Annotated in this window: 13 protein-coding genes; 5 read left to right on the top strand and 8 right to left on the bottom strand. The window is 57.4% G+C overall.

The genetic code is table 11. The features are described from left to right. Window positions 1-55 precede the first annotated feature (55 nt). Window positions 56-1,000 carry a PDR/VanB family oxidoreductase gene (locus tag ACR0NZ_RS16940; protein WP_480520516.1) on the bottom strand — a complete coding sequence of 315 codons (945 nt, stop codon included), beginning with the start codon at window positions 998-1,000 and terminating at the stop codon, window positions 56-58. 140 nt (window positions 1,001-1,140) lie between these two features. Here ACR0NZ_RS16940 and ACR0NZ_RS16935 point away from each other — a divergent pair, with 140 nt between their 5' ends. The 4 genes from ACR0NZ_RS16935 to ACR0NZ_RS16920 all read left to right on the top strand — a co-directional run bounded on the left by ACR0NZ_RS16935 (window position 1,141) and on the right by ACR0NZ_RS16920 (window position 6,254). Beyond that, a complete protein-coding gene (locus ACR0NZ_RS16935; RefSeq protein ID WP_480520514.1) occupies window positions 1,141-2,046 on the top strand; it encodes a LysR substrate-binding domain-containing protein in 906 nt (301 codons plus the stop codon). A 103-nt stretch (window positions 2,047-2,149) separates the two neighbouring features. Beyond that, a complete protein-coding gene (locus tag ACR0NZ_RS16930) occupies window positions 2,150-3,307 on the top strand; it encodes an aromatic ring-hydroxylating oxygenase subunit alpha (RefSeq protein WP_480477339.1) in 1,158 nt (385 codons plus the stop codon). Between the two features lie 135 nt (window positions 3,308-3,442). Then, the gene (locus ACR0NZ_RS16925) at window positions 3,443-3,682 is read left to right on the top strand and encodes a hypothetical protein (RefSeq protein ID WP_480520512.1); all 240 of its coding nucleotides are present in this window, start codon (window positions 3,443-3,445) and stop codon (window positions 3,680-3,682) included. Between the two features lie 151 nt (window positions 3,683-3,833). Beyond that, entirely contained in the window at window positions 3,834-6,254 is a 2,421-nt protein-coding gene (locus tag ACR0NZ_RS16920; RefSeq protein ID WP_480520510.1) for a GcvT family protein, read from the top strand. On the opposite strand, the gene ACR0NZ_RS16915 is transcribed toward ACR0NZ_RS16920, so the two are convergent. The 3 genes from ACR0NZ_RS16915 to ACR0NZ_RS16905 all read right to left on the bottom strand — a co-directional run bounded on the left by ACR0NZ_RS16915 (window position 6,251) and on the right by ACR0NZ_RS16905 (window position 9,522). Then, window positions 6,251-7,495 carry a molybdopterin molybdotransferase MoeA gene (locus ACR0NZ_RS16915; RefSeq protein ID WP_480520508.1) on the bottom strand — a complete coding sequence of 415 codons (1,245 nt, stop codon included), beginning with the start codon at window positions 7,493-7,495 and terminating at the stop codon, window positions 6,251-6,253. The two genes, ACR0NZ_RS16920 and ACR0NZ_RS16915, sit on opposite strands and share 4 nt — an antisense overlap. Before the next feature lie 184 nt (window positions 7,496-7,679). Further along, a complete protein-coding gene (locus ACR0NZ_RS16910; RefSeq protein ID WP_480520506.1) occupies window positions 7,680-8,690 on the bottom strand; it encodes a D-cysteine desulfhydrase family protein in 1,011 nt (336 codons plus the stop codon). 139 nt (window positions 8,691-8,829) lie between these two features. After that, window positions 8,830-9,522 (bottom strand): Crp/Fnr family transcriptional regulator, encoded by a 693-nt coding sequence (locus tag ACR0NZ_RS16905; RefSeq protein ID WP_480520504.1) that lies wholly within the window; start codon window positions 9,520-9,522, stop codon window positions 8,830-8,832. A gap of 185 nt (window positions 9,523-9,707) precedes the next feature. Between ACR0NZ_RS16905 and hemA the strand changes: the two genes are divergently transcribed. Beyond that, complete coding sequence (gene hemA, locus ACR0NZ_RS16900) at window positions 9,708-10,931, top strand: 5-aminolevulinate synthase (protein WP_480520502.1); 1,224 nt, start codon at window positions 9,708-9,710, stop codon at window positions 10,929-10,931. A gap of 52 nt (window positions 10,932-10,983) precedes the next feature. Here the strand turns inward: hemA and ACR0NZ_RS16895 are convergent, their stop codons facing one another. From ACR0NZ_RS16895 to ACR0NZ_RS16880, 4 genes are read right to left on the bottom strand one after another with little or no spacing between them, the layout of a single operon-like run. After that, window positions 10,984-11,271, bottom strand: coding sequence for a cytochrome C oxidase subunit IV family protein (locus tag ACR0NZ_RS16895; RefSeq protein WP_480477353.1), 288 nt, complete (start codon window positions 11,269-11,271; stop codon window positions 10,984-10,986). Window positions 11,272-11,276: 5 nt separating this feature from the next. Further along, window positions 11,277-11,825 (bottom strand): cytochrome c oxidase subunit 3, encoded by a 549-nt coding sequence (locus ACR0NZ_RS16890; RefSeq protein WP_480477355.1) that lies wholly within the window; start codon window positions 11,823-11,825, stop codon window positions 11,277-11,279. Further along, complete coding sequence (locus tag ACR0NZ_RS16885; RefSeq protein ID WP_480520500.1) at window positions 11,822-13,744, bottom strand: nitric oxide reductase activation protein NorD; 1,923 nt, start codon at window positions 13,742-13,744, stop codon at window positions 11,822-11,824. Before ACR0NZ_RS16885 ends, ACR0NZ_RS16890 begins: the two co-directional genes overlap by 4 nt. Before the next feature lie 9 nt (window positions 13,745-13,753). Continuing rightward, window positions 13,754-14,563 (bottom strand): AAA family ATPase, encoded by an 810-nt coding sequence (locus tag ACR0NZ_RS16880; protein WP_480477359.1) that lies wholly within the window; start codon window positions 14,561-14,563, stop codon window positions 13,754-13,756. Between the last annotated feature and the right edge of the window lie 5 nt (window positions 14,564-14,568).

Below are 14,568 nucleotides of genomic sequence, written 5' to 3'. Positions count from 1 at the left end.
GTTACTCGAAACAGGTGTTAGCGAGAACAAGTAAAGGGCATGAATGTGGCTCCTTCTACAGTTTCAATACCAGTTTACCCGACTTGGCCCGCGAAACGCATGTGCACAGGAACTCATGCGTTTCCTGCTCTTGCGGGGTAAGTATACCGTCGCGATGATCGACTTCGCCGGAAACGACATCCACGATACATGTTCCGCAAAGCCCTTCGGAGCAGCCGAAATCAACCTGCACACCATTGGATTGCAAAACCTCCAGAATGGATTGGTCCTTGCCAACGGGATAGACAGCACCGGTCGACTGGATCTCGATCTGGAAATCGGCGTTCGGGGCGTGTTCAATGTCCGACGCGGCGGCGAACCGTTCAAAGTGTATCGCGCCGCCGCGCAGCAAGGCACCAGCCTCCAGTACCGCATTCAGCATCGGTTCAGGGCCGCAGGTATAAACGTCTGCGCCCATCGGCATCGATTGCATGACCGATCTCAGGTCGAACACCCCGTCTGTGTTATCACAATGCAAATGATACCATTCATCCAGTCCAAGCGCCCGGAATTGTGCATCCATCGCCGCGTATTCTTTTGATCGAACAAGATAATAGACACGAAAATCCTGCCCTCGGTTCAGCAGCTCACGTGCCATTGCAACCAGTGGAGTGGCCCCGATGCCGCCTGCGATCAAAGTGACGTGCCGATCATGGCTTTCAAGTTTGAAGTGGTTGCGGGGGCCGCCGATCTCCACGGTCGCGCCCTCTTGGAGGTCATGCATCGCCAGTGACCCGCCTCGCCCCTTGTCTTCGCGTTTGACGGCCACGTTGATCAGGCGTCCATCCTGGCTCCAGCTCCACAGCGAGTATTGCCGTATCAGACCGTCTTCAAGATGGATGTCTACATGCGCTCCGGGCTCGAGGCTGGTGAAGCGCCCGCTTTCGATCTCGAAACAGAAGTCAGAGGTCTCGGGGCTGAGCGGTGTTTTTCGCACAAGGCGGGCAACTTGAGTATCCATCACTTGTCCTGTTCGGTCTCACGCGGCGCACATTCTGGGTCGTTCAGCAAACAACAGGAAAAAAGATAGATTTCAATTGCAAAATTTCTAACATTCGGATGAATTGAACTCACCTAGAGTTCAAAAGCCAACAAACCTCCATGTCTCGACGCCACTACAACCTTCCCCCACTTACGACTTTATCGGCCTTTGAAGCCGCCGCTCGGCATCTCAGTTTCAAGGAAGCCGCGAGTGAGCTTTCCGTGACGCCGGGTGCCGTCAGTCATCAGATTAAGGCGCTGGAAGGTGAGCTGGGCGCGACCCTTTTTGTCCGGAAACACCGCGGCGTGGAACTGACCGAGGATGGGCAAGACCTGTTTGAGGCACTCGGCGCTTCGTTCCGGCAGATTTCAAAGGTACTTGAAAAGATTCGCAGCAACGATGTCGAGAACCACGTAACCGTTGGGTCAACCACTGCCGTCGCCGCACTTTGGCTGTCGCCGTCTGTCATCCGGTTCTGGCAGGATTATCCGCACGTGAAAGTGAACCAGATGGCGCAGGACAAGGCGTTCACGGACCGGCCGGATATCGACTTGTTCATCCGCTATGGCCGGGACGCGAACGCGCAACTCACGCACACGAAACTGTATCGCGATATCCTGACACCCGTTTGCAGCCCCCAGATGGCCGCGGACCTTAAAGGGGCCAGTCTTGAAGACCTCGTGCAGCGGCGGCTGATCCATCTTGAAACGCAGGACAGCACCTGGACGACCTGGTCATCCTGGTTTCACGACCTCGGGTTTTCTGGAGTTGTTCCCGTGGAATCGCGGGTGAACAGCTATGCGCTTGCCCTTCAGGTGGCGCGTAAAGGGGCGGGTCTTGCGCTGGGGTGGAAACGTCTGGTCCAGCCCATGCTCGCATCAGGGAAACTCGTTGCATTAGAGGAATTCAGCCTGCCCGCCCCGGACAACTTCTATCTTGTCGGTCGTCCGGACGATCAGCTCTCGGAAGGGGCTCTGGCTCTCAAGAATTGGTTACTTAACGAACTGTCTGAAGGTTCGGTTTAGCCTGCCTCAATTTGCCATTAGGTTTTTTAGTATTGAACGTGGGCGGCCTCGGCCGCCAATGGATGCAGCGATAAACTAATTCAAAATCACTCAGGAGTGGCCGATGAACAAGCACGCACCGCTTTCGTCTGTTCTGACACCGGTAAACACCGCAAAGGGTCTGCCGAACGAGCATTATATTGATCCCGCAGTTTTTGCCGAAGAACGGGATGCGGTCTTGTTTGCGAACTGGTCCGGCATCGGCTTTGGCAAAGACATTCCAGAGGCGGGAGATGCGTATCCGATCGATTTCCTGGGTGTGCCGCTGTTGATGGTACGCGATCGCGACGGTCAGATCGGCGTGTTCCAGAACACCTGTCGCCATCGCGGCATGATTTTGGTCGACAAGCCGCAAAAAATCCGCGGCGCGATCCGCTGCCCCTATCACAGCTGGTGCTATGGCCTGAATGGTGAACTGCGGACTGCCCCTCATGTCGGTGGCCCTGGGCAAAACACCCATGAGGATCTAGATTTCGCCGAGTTGGGCCTTATCCGCATCCGCTCGTATGTCTGGCGGGATGTTGTCTTTGTCAATGTCAGCGGCGATGCTCCGGAATTCGAAAATGTCCATGGCGAGTTGATGGAACGCTGGAAAGAATTCGATCAACCAATGTATCACGGTGGCGCTGGCGCATCGGTTTATCTTGAGTTGAACTCGAACTGGAAACTGGCTGTTGAGAACTACTGCGAAAGCTATCACCTGCCTTGGGTTCATCCCGGCCTGAACAGCTATTCGCGTCTGGAAGATCACTACAACATCAACGAACTGGGCAAGTATTCGGGTCAGGGCACCTATGTCTACCGCCAGTTCGAGGGTCACGATGGCGAAAAGCTGGATGATTTCGAGAACCTGAGTGAGCAGTGGACTGACGGCGCGGAATATATCGTCGTTTACCCGAATACCCTGCTGGGTGTTCAGCGTGACCACGGCTTTGCTTTCCTCATCGATCCGATCACGCATGAGCGTTCGAACGAACGGATTGAGCTCTACTACGCCAAAAAACCCGAAGACGCGCCCGAACACGAAGCACTGCGTGCCAAGAACGCGCAACTGTGGAAGACGGTGTTCGAGGAAGACGTCTTTGTGGTTGAAGGCATGCAGAAAGGCCGTCACGGCGTGAAATTCGATGGCGGTCGTTTCTCGCCCGCGATGGACGGCCCGACCCATTGTTTTCACCATTGGGTGGCCACGCAGATCGAAAAAGCCCGCGCTGAAGCGTAAGCAATCCTGAAAAGTCGATCTGGTCAGGCCTGACTGACCAGATCGCGGGTCGGTTGCAAACACTATAGACGGGACGGCGTTGCCGTCTTTTCTTTAGTATTGGGCAGCCGGTGTGAATTCGCTGAAAGGATCACAGTGGATCTGAACGAACTCGATAAACAACTCTTGCGAGCCCATGCGGAAAAAGATGTACCCGCATTGATCCGGCTTTATCACGAAGCGGCGATTCTGGCCGAACAACGTCAGGATCATGAAGCCTCGTGTTTTTACCTGACCCACGCATTTGTGTTTGCGTTGGAATATGGCGCGCCGGAAGCAGATGAGTTGAACCTAAAGCTGTTTGAACGTGGCCGCGCACACCGATTGACGTTCTGACGAATTCGTTTGCTTAAGCGTATTGCGCCGTCAGGCATTCTCCAAATTTGAGTTTAGCTGACTTCATTCGATCTCGAATTTTGTCGACATTGTCGATGGGTCAGTCTTCATGAAAGAACAAGCGCGAACGAAAACGCGCGAGATAGCCAAAATGCGAAACGAAGCTCAGGCCGTGGTCATCGGCGGAGGAGTGATCGGGTGCTCGATCCTGTATCATTTGACCAAACTGGGATGGTCCGATGTAGTTCTGTTGGAGCGGGACGAGCTGACCTCGGGGTCAACCTGGCACGCAGCCGCCAACATTCACGGATTGCACGACAGTACCAATATCAGCCGCATCCAGCATTACACGATGAACCTGTATAAAGCGCTGGAAGCTGAAACCGGTCAAAGCTGCGGCGTATTCCAGCCCGGCTCGCTATACCTGGCCCAGACAGAAGAGCGCGAACATCAGCTGAAGCTACAGGCCGCAAAGGCCAGACTGTATGGCATGAACTTCTATGAGATCAGCATCGAAGAAGCTCAAAAGCTGAACCCGCTGGTCAATTACGACGGCATCCGTTGCGTGATGTTCGAACCCGATGGCGGCAATGTGGACCCGTCGGGCGTGACCAACGCCTATGCGGTCGGCGCACGTCAACGCGGGGCGCAGATTCACCGTTTCACGCCGGTCACTGCAACCGAGCAGCAGGAGGATGGCAGCTGGATCGTCAGAACGCCAAAAGGTGACATCAGGACACGCTGGGTGGTGAACGCAGCGGGCCTGTGGGGGCGCGAGGTTGCGGCACTGGCCGGAATCGAACTGCCGCTGCAACCTACAGAGCACCAGTATTTCGTAACCGAATCCATGGCTGATGTGAAAAGCCACGGCACCCGTCTGCCATCTGTGTCAGACCGGGATGGCGAGTATTACCTGCGTCAGGAAGGCAACGGCCTGCTGGTCGGCGCTTATGAGAAAGATATGAGGTTCTGGGCCGAAAAAGGCACGCCGCTGGATTTTGCCCACGATCTGTTCCCTGATGATCTGGAACGGATCGAAGAGAACATGATGAACGCCATCGAACGCCTGCCTGCGGTTGGTGAAGCCGGGATCAAGCGTGTCATCAACGGCCCGATGATCTGGTCGCCGGATTCAAATGTTCTGATGGGGCCGGTGCCTGAGGTCGACGGCTATTTCTGCTGCAACGGGATCATCCCCGGCTTCTCGCAATCGGGCGGCATGGGCCTGATGGCGGCGCAGTGGATCATCGAGGGTGAAATGGAATACGACATGTTCGCCTGGGATCTGGCGCGTTTTGACAGCTGGGCCACCAAGGCGTTCACCAAAGCGCGCGTGGCAGATCAATACAGTCATAGGTTCGCGATCCATTTCCCCAATGAAGAACGCAGCGCCGGTCGTCCGGCACGGGTTCGCCCGATCTATGAGGCGCAGAAAGCCATGGGTGCGGTTTTTGGCCTGAACGCCGGTTGGGAACATCCGCTGTGGTTTGCCGCAACGCCCGGCACCAAAGACACCAACGGCTTTACCCGTCAGAACTGGTGGGGACCGGTAGGTGAAGAATGCAGGATGCTGCGCGGCCGTGCCGGGATCATCGATATCTCGAACTTCGCCAAATATGTCTGCAAGGGTCCGGGTGCAGCAGACTGGCTGAATGCCGTCTTTGCAAACACCATGCCGAAAACCGTTGGTCGGTCCTGTCTGACCCCACTGATTTCAAAACGCGGCGGTATTGCAGGCGACTTTACCGTCACCCGCGTGGCTGATGACGAGTTCTGGGTGATTGGTTCGGGCATGGCAGAACGGTATCACAAACGCTTTTTCAAACAGGTTCCGCTACCTGAAGGCACCACTTTCGAAAGCAAAACCGAAGCGATGTGCGGCTTTAATGTGGCCGGCCCCAAGTCCCGCGACATCCTGCTACGTCTGACCAACACATCGCTGGCAACCGAAGATTTCCCGTTCATGCGGTCTGCCAAGATCGAGCTGGCGGGAGTCCAGGTCCTTGCCCTGCGCGTCTCCTTTACTGGCGACGTGGGGTGGGAGCTGCATTGCGCAACCCAAAATCAGGCCCGGCTGTACAATGCCTTGCTTGAGGCAGGTAAAGAGTTCGGGGCTGGCCCTGTTGGCAGCCGGGCACTGATGTCTATGCGGGTCGAAAAGGGATATGGGTCTTGGAGTCGCGAATACAGCCCGGAATACTGGCCGCATGAAGTGGGTCTTGATCGCCTCTGCAAATTCGAAAAGGACTTTCTCAACAAGGCAGCTGCGCAGAAAGTATTGCAGAACCCGGCTCGGGAACACCTGGTGATTCTGCACCTGAACGAAGCGGATGTGACAGCATCTAACGCCGACGCGACCGGTGGTGAGCCGATCTTCAAGAACGGTGAAGGGATCGGTCGGGTGACCTCGGGCACCTATGGCTACACTGTCGGAATGTCGTTGGCCTTGGGATATGTAAAAAACGCCCAGCCAGGTGATGAGGTCGAGGTTATGGTTCTGGGGCGACCGCACAGGGCCACAATCCTGCATGAACCGCCCTTTGATGCCGCGGGAAAAGCGCTTAGGGCTTAAAACCGCAATAGCTCAAGGCCTTGTCCTTCGGGGTATTCCGTCACCTCTGCCGGGATGATCGCTAATCCATCCGCTTGCGCAAGCAAAGCAACACGACCACTGTAGGACGGTTCCATCAGACGCAATCGGGGCCGTCCGTCCGGTGTATGACTGTCAATCTGAACCGGACGATATTCCTGACGGCCCGCGGTGCGGTACAAGGGTTCCGACAGAACTGCCTGCACGGCTGCCTGCGGGGTGTGGTGCAGACCGGCGCGGCGCGCCATCATCTGCGATCCGATTATCTGCCAGGTCACAAAAGCAGAAACCGGGTTGCCCGGCAGGCCAATGTAAAGTGCACTGCCACGCCGACCGAACATGATGGGCTTACCCGGTTTCATTGCGACTTTCATCACATCCGTCACGCCACCGATCTCGGTGAACAGACGCGGCATATGATCTTCATCGCCGACAGAAACACCACCGGTCGTGATGATCAGGTCAGAGGTTTCAGTCGCGTCCAGCAAGACCTGTTTCAAAAGCGCGGGGTCATCTTCAACCGGCCCCCGGTCCGTAAGTTCAATCCAGGGCTTCTGCAACAGCGCAAGCAGCATGTAACGGTTCGAGTTATAGATCTGCCCCGGGCCAAGGGGCTCACCCGGTTGGCGCAACTCACTGCCGGTTGAAAAGATCGAAACCTTCAGCTTGCGGAGAACCACGACCTCGCCACACCCGGCGGATGCAAGGGCTGCCACCTCGCGCGGGCCAATCTCGCAGCCGCGCCGCAGGATCGGCGCTCCGGCATGAAGGTCTTCACCGGCGCGCCGGATATGTTGTCCGGGCTTTGGACGGCGGCTGAAGCGAATTTGCCCCTCAACAACATCACAATCTTCCTGCATGACGATGGCGTCGTAATCAGAAGGAACAGGCGCTCCGGTAAAAATCCTCAGTGCACTGCCCGCAGGTGCAGCATGAGACCCGCTGTCCCCCGCCGCGATGCGACCCTCCACCGGCATCTGGAACAGGTCGTCATCGCCAAGATCAGCAGTTCGAACCGCATAACCATCCATTGCCGAATTGTCGAAAGCGGGCATATCGACCTTGCTGAAACAGTCGCGGCCCAATATTCGCCCTATTGCAGCGGCCAAAGGCAGCGTTTCGGTTTCTTTGACCGGATCAGCAGCGGACAGGCACCGGCGCAAGGCCTCATCCACGCTCAGATACATATGCGCGTGTCGATCACAGCCGCATCCATCAGCCATATCCAGCCTCCAACTCTGCGAACATGTCTTCCACCCATTCTAAGGTGGACTAGGTTCGCTCAACCGACACGACATCCGCGGTACTGTCATTGACATAGGTCACGTGTCACCGCGTTGCGTGCTTCGAAACGAAGAGTTGGCGGGCTAAGCGCGGCTTCCTATACAGTGGCTTCTCGGATGGCTCTCAGGCCGGGATCAGCTCTTCCTGATATGCAAACAGCGCCGGTTGCCCACCCGTATGCAACAGTACAACTTTCTGACCCTGTTGAATGGTGCCGTTTTCACGTAATTCCAACAATCCCGCAAAGGTTTTAGCCGAGTAGACCGGATCCAGAAAAATACCCTCGGCGCGCGCCATCTGTGCAAGCGCCTTCCGTGTGGACGGGCCTATCCGCCCGTATCCAGGGGGTAATGCGCCGTCCCATGTGAGGATGTCTTTCATGACCAGAGCCGGGTCAAACTCCATCATACCCGCCAACCGTTCCAATACCTTTTGCAACCGTGCATGTTGCTGGCGACGGTCGCGGCGAACACAAATGCCATAAACAGGTGCCGTGATGCCAGCCAGACGCAGCCCGGCCAGAAACCCGCCGTGGGTCGAACCGCTGCCGGATGGCACCACTGCGACGTCGAAATCGGCGATCTGATCCAGTAGTTCGGCAGCCCCGGCCACATAACCCAACGCCCCCAAGGGCGGATGATCGATGCCCAAGTTAATTACATATGGCTTTCGGCCCTCAGCGATCAGCTGATCTGCCCGCACGTGAAGGGCATTGTCGGCCCCGGCCTCGTCTTCTCCGGTGTGGTAGTGCATGTGCTCGGCACCCAGAATCCGGGCCAGAAGAACATTCCCCGAGGAATAATAGTGCTCTCCCATATCGGGCACGCGCTCTTCCAATTGAAGTACGGCCTCCATCCCAAGCTTCGACGCAGCCATGGCAGCCGTGCGCACGAAATTGGACTGCACAGCGCCGGTGATCAGAATGGTATCTGCCCCCTGTTTTTGTGCCTCGCCCATATAGAATTCAAGCTGTCGGGTCTTGTTGCCGCCAAAGCTCAACCCTGTCAGATCATCCCGCTTGATCCACAGATCCAGACCAAGCTGGTCGGACAGACGGTCGAGCCGTTCGATCGGTGTAGCAGCTGTCATCAGTCTCGCGCGGGGAAAACCGGCCAGTAGCTGTTCAATCGTCATGCCTGTGTTCCATCAACTCACCCATTCAGCATCACGCCCGATAGGGCATATCCAGCAAGAATAGGAAAGATAGTGATTGCCGGAAAGATCGCAGACCGGGAATGGCCAGTTTACTATACAGAGCAACCGTCACGCGGCTCTATTTCTCGCTCGGGTCGCTTTCCGCGTAATTCCGTAATACATCCATGTCTGCAATTTCCGCGTGGTTTCGGTTGATCTTCACCCCGACTGGTTTCAACCTCGAAAACGCTCGGCTCAGGCTTTCGGGTTTCATCCCCAGACGTCCGGCGATCAGCATCTTGTCATACGGCAGTTCAACTTCGCACTGGCCGGCATCGCTATCACACAGATTCAGCAGAAATTCCGCGACACGCTGCGCACCTGTCTGGGCCTTGAGCTGTTCGAGCTGCGCCACAAGGGAATGCAGGTGCGTGAATGTGGCCGCCAGAATCGACACGCAGATTTCCGAATCTTGCTTCATCAGCGACAGCAGCACCGGACTTGGAATGTGCATGATCTCGCAGGGAGATACCGCCTCGGCCGAAACGGGATAGGGCACATTGCGCAGCGCAACGGCTTCACCAAAGCTTTCACCGCGCGTGAAAACACTCACCACGGCTTCGGCACCGGTCGGGGAAATGCGAAACAGCTTGACCCAACCAGCCAGTACAACATGTACAGCCCTGGCTTCTTCCTCTTGCAGAAAGATTGTCTCGCCCCGATCGTATTGCCGCCAGACGGCCTGACGCAGCAAAGTATCGACATGTTGCTCTGGCAGGCTTCGCAAGAGCAGTGACTGCCGTGCAACTATCTTTTGTGCCTCGTGTGACAAGAAGGCAGCCCCTTATTCGTCCGTTCCGGGAACACCCCCGGATGATCAACCCCGTGACATGCTATGCCAAAGCCAGCGCGGGGGTGCCACCCTTTTCTCGGTCTCCAACTTGACTATTGTCATGTAAGGGCGCGAACCACTGGCATAGGTTCAACGAAATTTCAGTTATCCGGGGAGCACGCCAGATGGACTTCGAGCGATTTTTCAGCCACAGCCTCGACACTTTGAAAGACGAAGGCAACTACCGGATTTTCATCGACCTGCAACGCCGCTGTGGCGCGTTTCCGAACGCGCGCCAAACCGACGGACCGGTCCAGCGGGATGTGCGGATCTGGTGCTCGAATGACTATCTGGGCATGGGGCAGCACCCTTCGGTGATCTCTGCCATGCACGACGCTCTGGATCGCTGTGGAGCAGGCGCTGGCGGTACGCGCAATATCTCGGGCACCACGCATGATCACGTTCTGCTTGAGGCTGAGCTGGCCGATCTGCATGGGAAAGAAGCGGCATTGCTGTTCACTTCGGGATATGTGTCGAACTGGGCTGCTTTGGGGACATTGGCCGCGCGAATTCCCGGGCTGATCGTGTTTTCTGATGCGCTCAACCACGCCTCGATGATCGAAGGTATCCGGCATTCGCGTGCCCAGAAGGTGATTTGGAAACATAACGACCTGGCGGATTTGGACGCCAAACTGGCCGCAGCTGATCCCAACGCACCCAAGATGATCGCCTTTGAATCGGTTTATTCCATGGATGGCGATATCGCCCCCATCAAGGAAATCTGCGATCTGGCGGACAAGTACGGCGCGATGACCTATCTGGACGAGGTTCATGCCGTCGGCCTTTACGGCCCGCACGGGGGCGGAATTGCCGAACGCGAAGGATTGATGGATCGCCTGACGGTCATCGAAGGCACGTTGGGCAAAGCGTTCGGCGTGGTTGGTGGGTATATCGCAGCCTCAGCCGCGCTGTGTGATTTTGTCCGCAGCTTTGCCAGTGGCTTCATCTTCACCACTGCCCTACCCCCATCGATTGCAGCCGGCGCCGCCGCATCGATCCGGCATTTGAAGCATTCAAGTGCCGAGCGTGATTTGCAAAAAACCCGTGTGGCGCAGGTACGCTCCCGATTGGATGCCGAGGGCATTCCGCATTTGCCCAACCCCAGCCATATCATCCCGGTAATGGTCGGCGACCCGGTGAAGTGCAAGTTCATTTCGGACACGCTGCTTGAGGAGTTTGGCATCTACATTCAGCCGATCAACTATCCCACAGTTCCAAAAGGAACCGAGCGCCTGCGGATCACACCGTCACCCGTTCATACGGACGAGGATATCGATCATCTGGTGGGCGCATTGTCGGCGCTGTGGCAGCGCTGTCAGATCGCGCGGATGCCAATGGCCGCACAATAACCTAAGCGTCCCTTTGCTTGGTAACCTGCCGCCCCTTTTGGGGCGGCTTTTTTCAGATCAGGTAAAGTGCGAAGATCACGGCAGAGAACCCCGTCAAAACTATGGTGAAACCTCGCAGCCAGCCCGGGCTTTCAGCCAGGTCCAGATATCGGGCCAGGATCACACGGGCTTTGATCAGGGCAAGGAGCAGGATACCACCTGCAATGAGTTCGCCGGGCGTTTTCATCAGGGTCAAAAGCGTTGAGGCCAGACTGAGTGCCAGAAGCACCAGCCATGCGCTGGTGAGTGAGTTCGGACGCCTCCGGCGGGAGTATTTAGCAAAAGATGAAATTGCCGACATCTTGGTTATCCCAGAAGATAAATCACGGGAAACAGCAGGATCCAGACCAGGTCAACCATGTGCCAGAACTGTGCGCCCGCCTCGATGTTACGAGGATCATCGCGCCACGCGACCAGCAACAGGATACCCACCCCGGCCAGAACATGCGCCGCGTGAAACCCCGTCAGAAGGTAGTAGAACATGAAAAACGGGTGGGTTTCATAGGTAATGCCTTGCCCCGCCTTTCCAGCGTATTCCACGCTTTTGACAACCAGGAATGCAATCCCAAGTACAGCCGCACCTGTCAGGGCCAGCCTGGCCTTGAACCGGAATGCTGCGCGGCGCCAGTTCAGGGCCTGTGCGGCCAGATAACCAGATGTGACCAGTATTGCAGTATTGAAGGCTGCCCCTGTTCGATAAAGATGCGACTGCGCCTCGGCAAAGCCTGCGGGGTCGGTCAGGCGAACGCCCATGAACGCGATCAGCCCGGCACCAAAAACCAGCAGCTCACTGATAATCAGAACCCACATCAGCAATTCGCCCGGAAGCTCGTCGATGAAAGAAGTTTCGCTCATGCTCCGACCAGTTGGCGGTAGATCTGCGGTAGGGCCATGGTCAGGCGGTGTGGGTCAGGGATAACCGCAAACCCACCCTGTCCGAACATGCGCGGGAACCAGCTTTTGCCAGTTTTGTCGATGGTAACGCCAAAAACCGATTGCCCGGCGCGGCGTGCTTCGCGCACGGCCATGCAGGTGTCTTCAATACCGTGGCGCCCTTCGTAATGGTCAAGGTCATTGGGTTTGCCATCGGTGATCACCAGCAACAGGCGGCGTTTGCGGGTCTGGCTTGCCAGATCCTTTGAACAGTGGCGGATCGCGGCCCCAAGTCGTGTGTAATGACCGGGTCGCAGCGATGCGATACGTTGTTCAACTTTGGCACCCATCGGTTCATCAAACCGTTTGCATCGCTGGATATAGACGCGCTGACGTTTCAGCGAACTGAAGGCATGAATGGCGAAATCGTCGCCGCAGGCGTTCAGGCCCCAGGCCAAAGCGGCCAGAGCTTCACGTTCAATGTCGATCACGGCGCGACCGGTTACGGCACTTTCAGTGGAACGGCTGACATCCAGCAGGATCGAGACTGCCAGGTCGCGCGCCTCGGGGCGGGATTGTTGCCAAATGCGGTCGTTGCTTTCGCCACTGGCCATGCGGTCAGTTTCGGCACGCACGGCGGCTTCGATATCCAGCTGGTCACCATCAAGATGGCCGCGTGTCATCACACGACCGGGGCGCAGCGCCTCGAACTGGCGTTTGACCGCGCGGATGCGGCGGGCGGTGGCAGGGTCCTTGCCGAAGGCGGCAGCGTCGTCGCGGATATCCGCATCCGACAGCAGGACGTTGACGTGATCTGGCAGATACCGGCCCGAGCGCACGTCCCATTCGGGGTAGAGGATGCGACCGGACAGACGCTCGCGATTCACATCCTCGGGTGCCAGATCAAGGTGCAGCTTCAGCCGCGTTGGGGGGGCTTTTGATATCTGACCAAGGCCAATCTCTTCCTGATCATCGGCCGCTTTCTTGGCGTTGTCGGGATCGTCATCGTCGATGCGGCGGTTGATGTTCAGGAACTCGGCCCAGCTGAGGATGGCTTCGAACTTGTGCAGGATGAAACTGTCGCTGCGCTCGGCTTGATCCGATTTGCGACGGCGGGCGCGGTGGGTTTTCTCACCGGATTCCTCGGGCGGACCTTCGGTTTCGGGGTTTTCCACCTCGTTATGTTCGGAAAAGCCAACCGCGCGCAGTTCGGGCCATAGGGGAACCGGGCGCATAGGCTGATAGCCGCGGGGGGCGATCAGGTCTTCGTCCAGTGTCAGAAGCTGCTCGGCTTTCGCCGACAGCGGTTGAGGGTCACCCAGCCTATGTTGGATAAGTTCTTCGACTGCCGCCTCAACCGGTGGCAGGTTGGGGATATCGCGCTGATGCAGCACGCCCTTGCAAAGCTCGGTATATAGCGGACGCAGGCCGGGGGCGTCGTCCAGGGTCGCATCAACCATGCTCTGCGCGGCGATCAGTGCGCGCAAGTCGGCGCGCAGCGGATCGTCTTCATCAATTCGCGTTCCAGCATGGGCAGCCGCGGCGGCCAGCCAGACATACAGCGCGCCGTTTGCTTCGCGGGCTGGAAAAACCGCCAGCCGGTCCGGTAGGCGCAGAACTTCACCGTCGAACGAGGCGCGTGGCATCAGTTCTGCCTCTGTCGCCAGACGACGACGCCAACCCAGACGGTGGTGTGAAACCTCGGGCGAGACCGGGCGCAATTCTACGCCCGGACCACCGCCCAGCCCTCGAAAGAGGACGGCCAGCCGCCCCGCGACCTCAGAGAGGTCGACCGCGGCTCCATCGTGCACCAGGGGTGCATCGAGGCGGCTGGCAAGGGTGTGCCACAGTTTCCCGATCGTTTCTTCGGGTTCCCATGGCTCAAAATCGATCTTGACCATCGGCCGGCCTCACCCAAAGACAGCCGTAACAAGATCGAGGAGCCCGCGTTTGATATCCTCGTCATCTGTCAGAGGTTCGATCATAGCGGCAAGAATGGCGCGGTCGGTGGACATGCCTTGTGCGATCAGTGTCGCGGCATAAACAACCAGTCGGGTGGAAACGCCTTCCTCAAGATCCTGACCCTTGAGCCCGCGCAGCTTACCCGCCAGCCGCACCAGCGGCTTGCAACGTTCCAGCGGCAGACCGCTTTCCTGTGCAACCACTTCGGCTTCCATCTGCGCGGACGGGAAATCGAACTCCAAAGAGATGAAGCGTTGCCGAGTCGAAGGTTTCAGGGTTTTCAGGATATTCTGGTATCCGGGGTTGTACGACGCCACCAGCATGAAGCCAGGTGCGGCCTCAAGCTCTTCGCCAGTGCGGTCGATTGGCAGGATGCGCCGGTCATCGGTCAGCGGGTGCAGAACGACAGTGACGTCTTTACGGGCCTCGACCACCTCGTCGAGGTAGCAAATCGCCCCTTCGCGCACTGCGCGGGTGAGGGGGCCATCGACCCAGACGGTTTCCCCGCCTTTCAGCAGATAACGGCCAATCAGGTCGGCAGCCGCCAGATCATCATGGCAGGCGACGGTATAAAGCGGGCGGCCAAGTTTTGCGGCCATGTGGGCCACAAAGCGGGTCTTTCCGCAGCCCGTCGGACCTTTCAGCAGAACTGGCAAGTCGTTGTTATAAGCCGCGGTGAACACATCGCATTCATCGCCTTGGGGCAGGTAGAAGGGGGCGTTTGCCGCCCCCTCTTTCAGTTTTATGGAGCCATCCATATCCA

This window comes from Ruegeria sp. AE3 (genome assembly GCF_056542225.1).
This window is presented reverse-complemented; position numbering and strand designations above follow the sequence as displayed.

Coding starts and splice junctions, on each gene's coding strand:
- ACR0NZ_RS16930 (WP_480477339.1), top strand. CDS start 2,150: ATGAACAAGCACGCACCGCTTTCGTCTGTTCTGACACCGGTAAACACC.
- ACR0NZ_RS16895 (WP_480477353.1), bottom strand. CDS start 11,271: ATGTCGGCAATTTCATCTTTTGCTAAATACTCCCGCCGGAGGCGTCCG.
- ACR0NZ_RS16890 (WP_480477355.1), bottom strand. CDS start 11,825: ATGAGCGAAACTTCTTTCATCGACGAGCTTCCGGGCGAATTGCTGATG.
- ACR0NZ_RS16910 (WP_480520506.1), bottom strand. CDS start 8,690: ATGACGATTGAACAGCTACTGGCCGGTTTTCCCCGCGCGAGACTGATG.
- ACR0NZ_RS16880 (WP_480477359.1), bottom strand. CDS start 14,563: ATGGATGGCTCCATAAAACTGAAAGAGGGGGCGGCAAACGCCCCCTTC.
- ACR0NZ_RS16940 (WP_480520516.1), bottom strand. CDS start 1,000: ATGGATACTCAAGTTGCCCGCCTTGTGCGAAAAACACCGCTCAGCCCC.
- hemA (WP_480520502.1), top strand. CDS start 9,708: ATGGACTTCGAGCGATTTTTCAGCCACAGCCTCGACACTTTGAAAGAC.
- ACR0NZ_RS16915 (WP_480520508.1), bottom strand. CDS start 7,495: ATGGCTGATGGATGCGGCTGTGATCGACACGCGCATATGTATCTGAGC.
- ACR0NZ_RS16935 (WP_480520514.1), top strand. CDS start 1,141: ATGTCTCGACGCCACTACAACCTTCCCCCACTTACGACTTTATCGGCC.
- ACR0NZ_RS16885 (WP_480520500.1), bottom strand. CDS start 13,744: ATGGTCAAGATCGATTTTGAGCCATGGGAACCCGAAGAAACGATCGGG.
- ACR0NZ_RS16920 (WP_480520510.1), top strand. CDS start 3,834: ATGCGAAACGAAGCTCAGGCCGTGGTCATCGGCGGAGGAGTGATCGGG.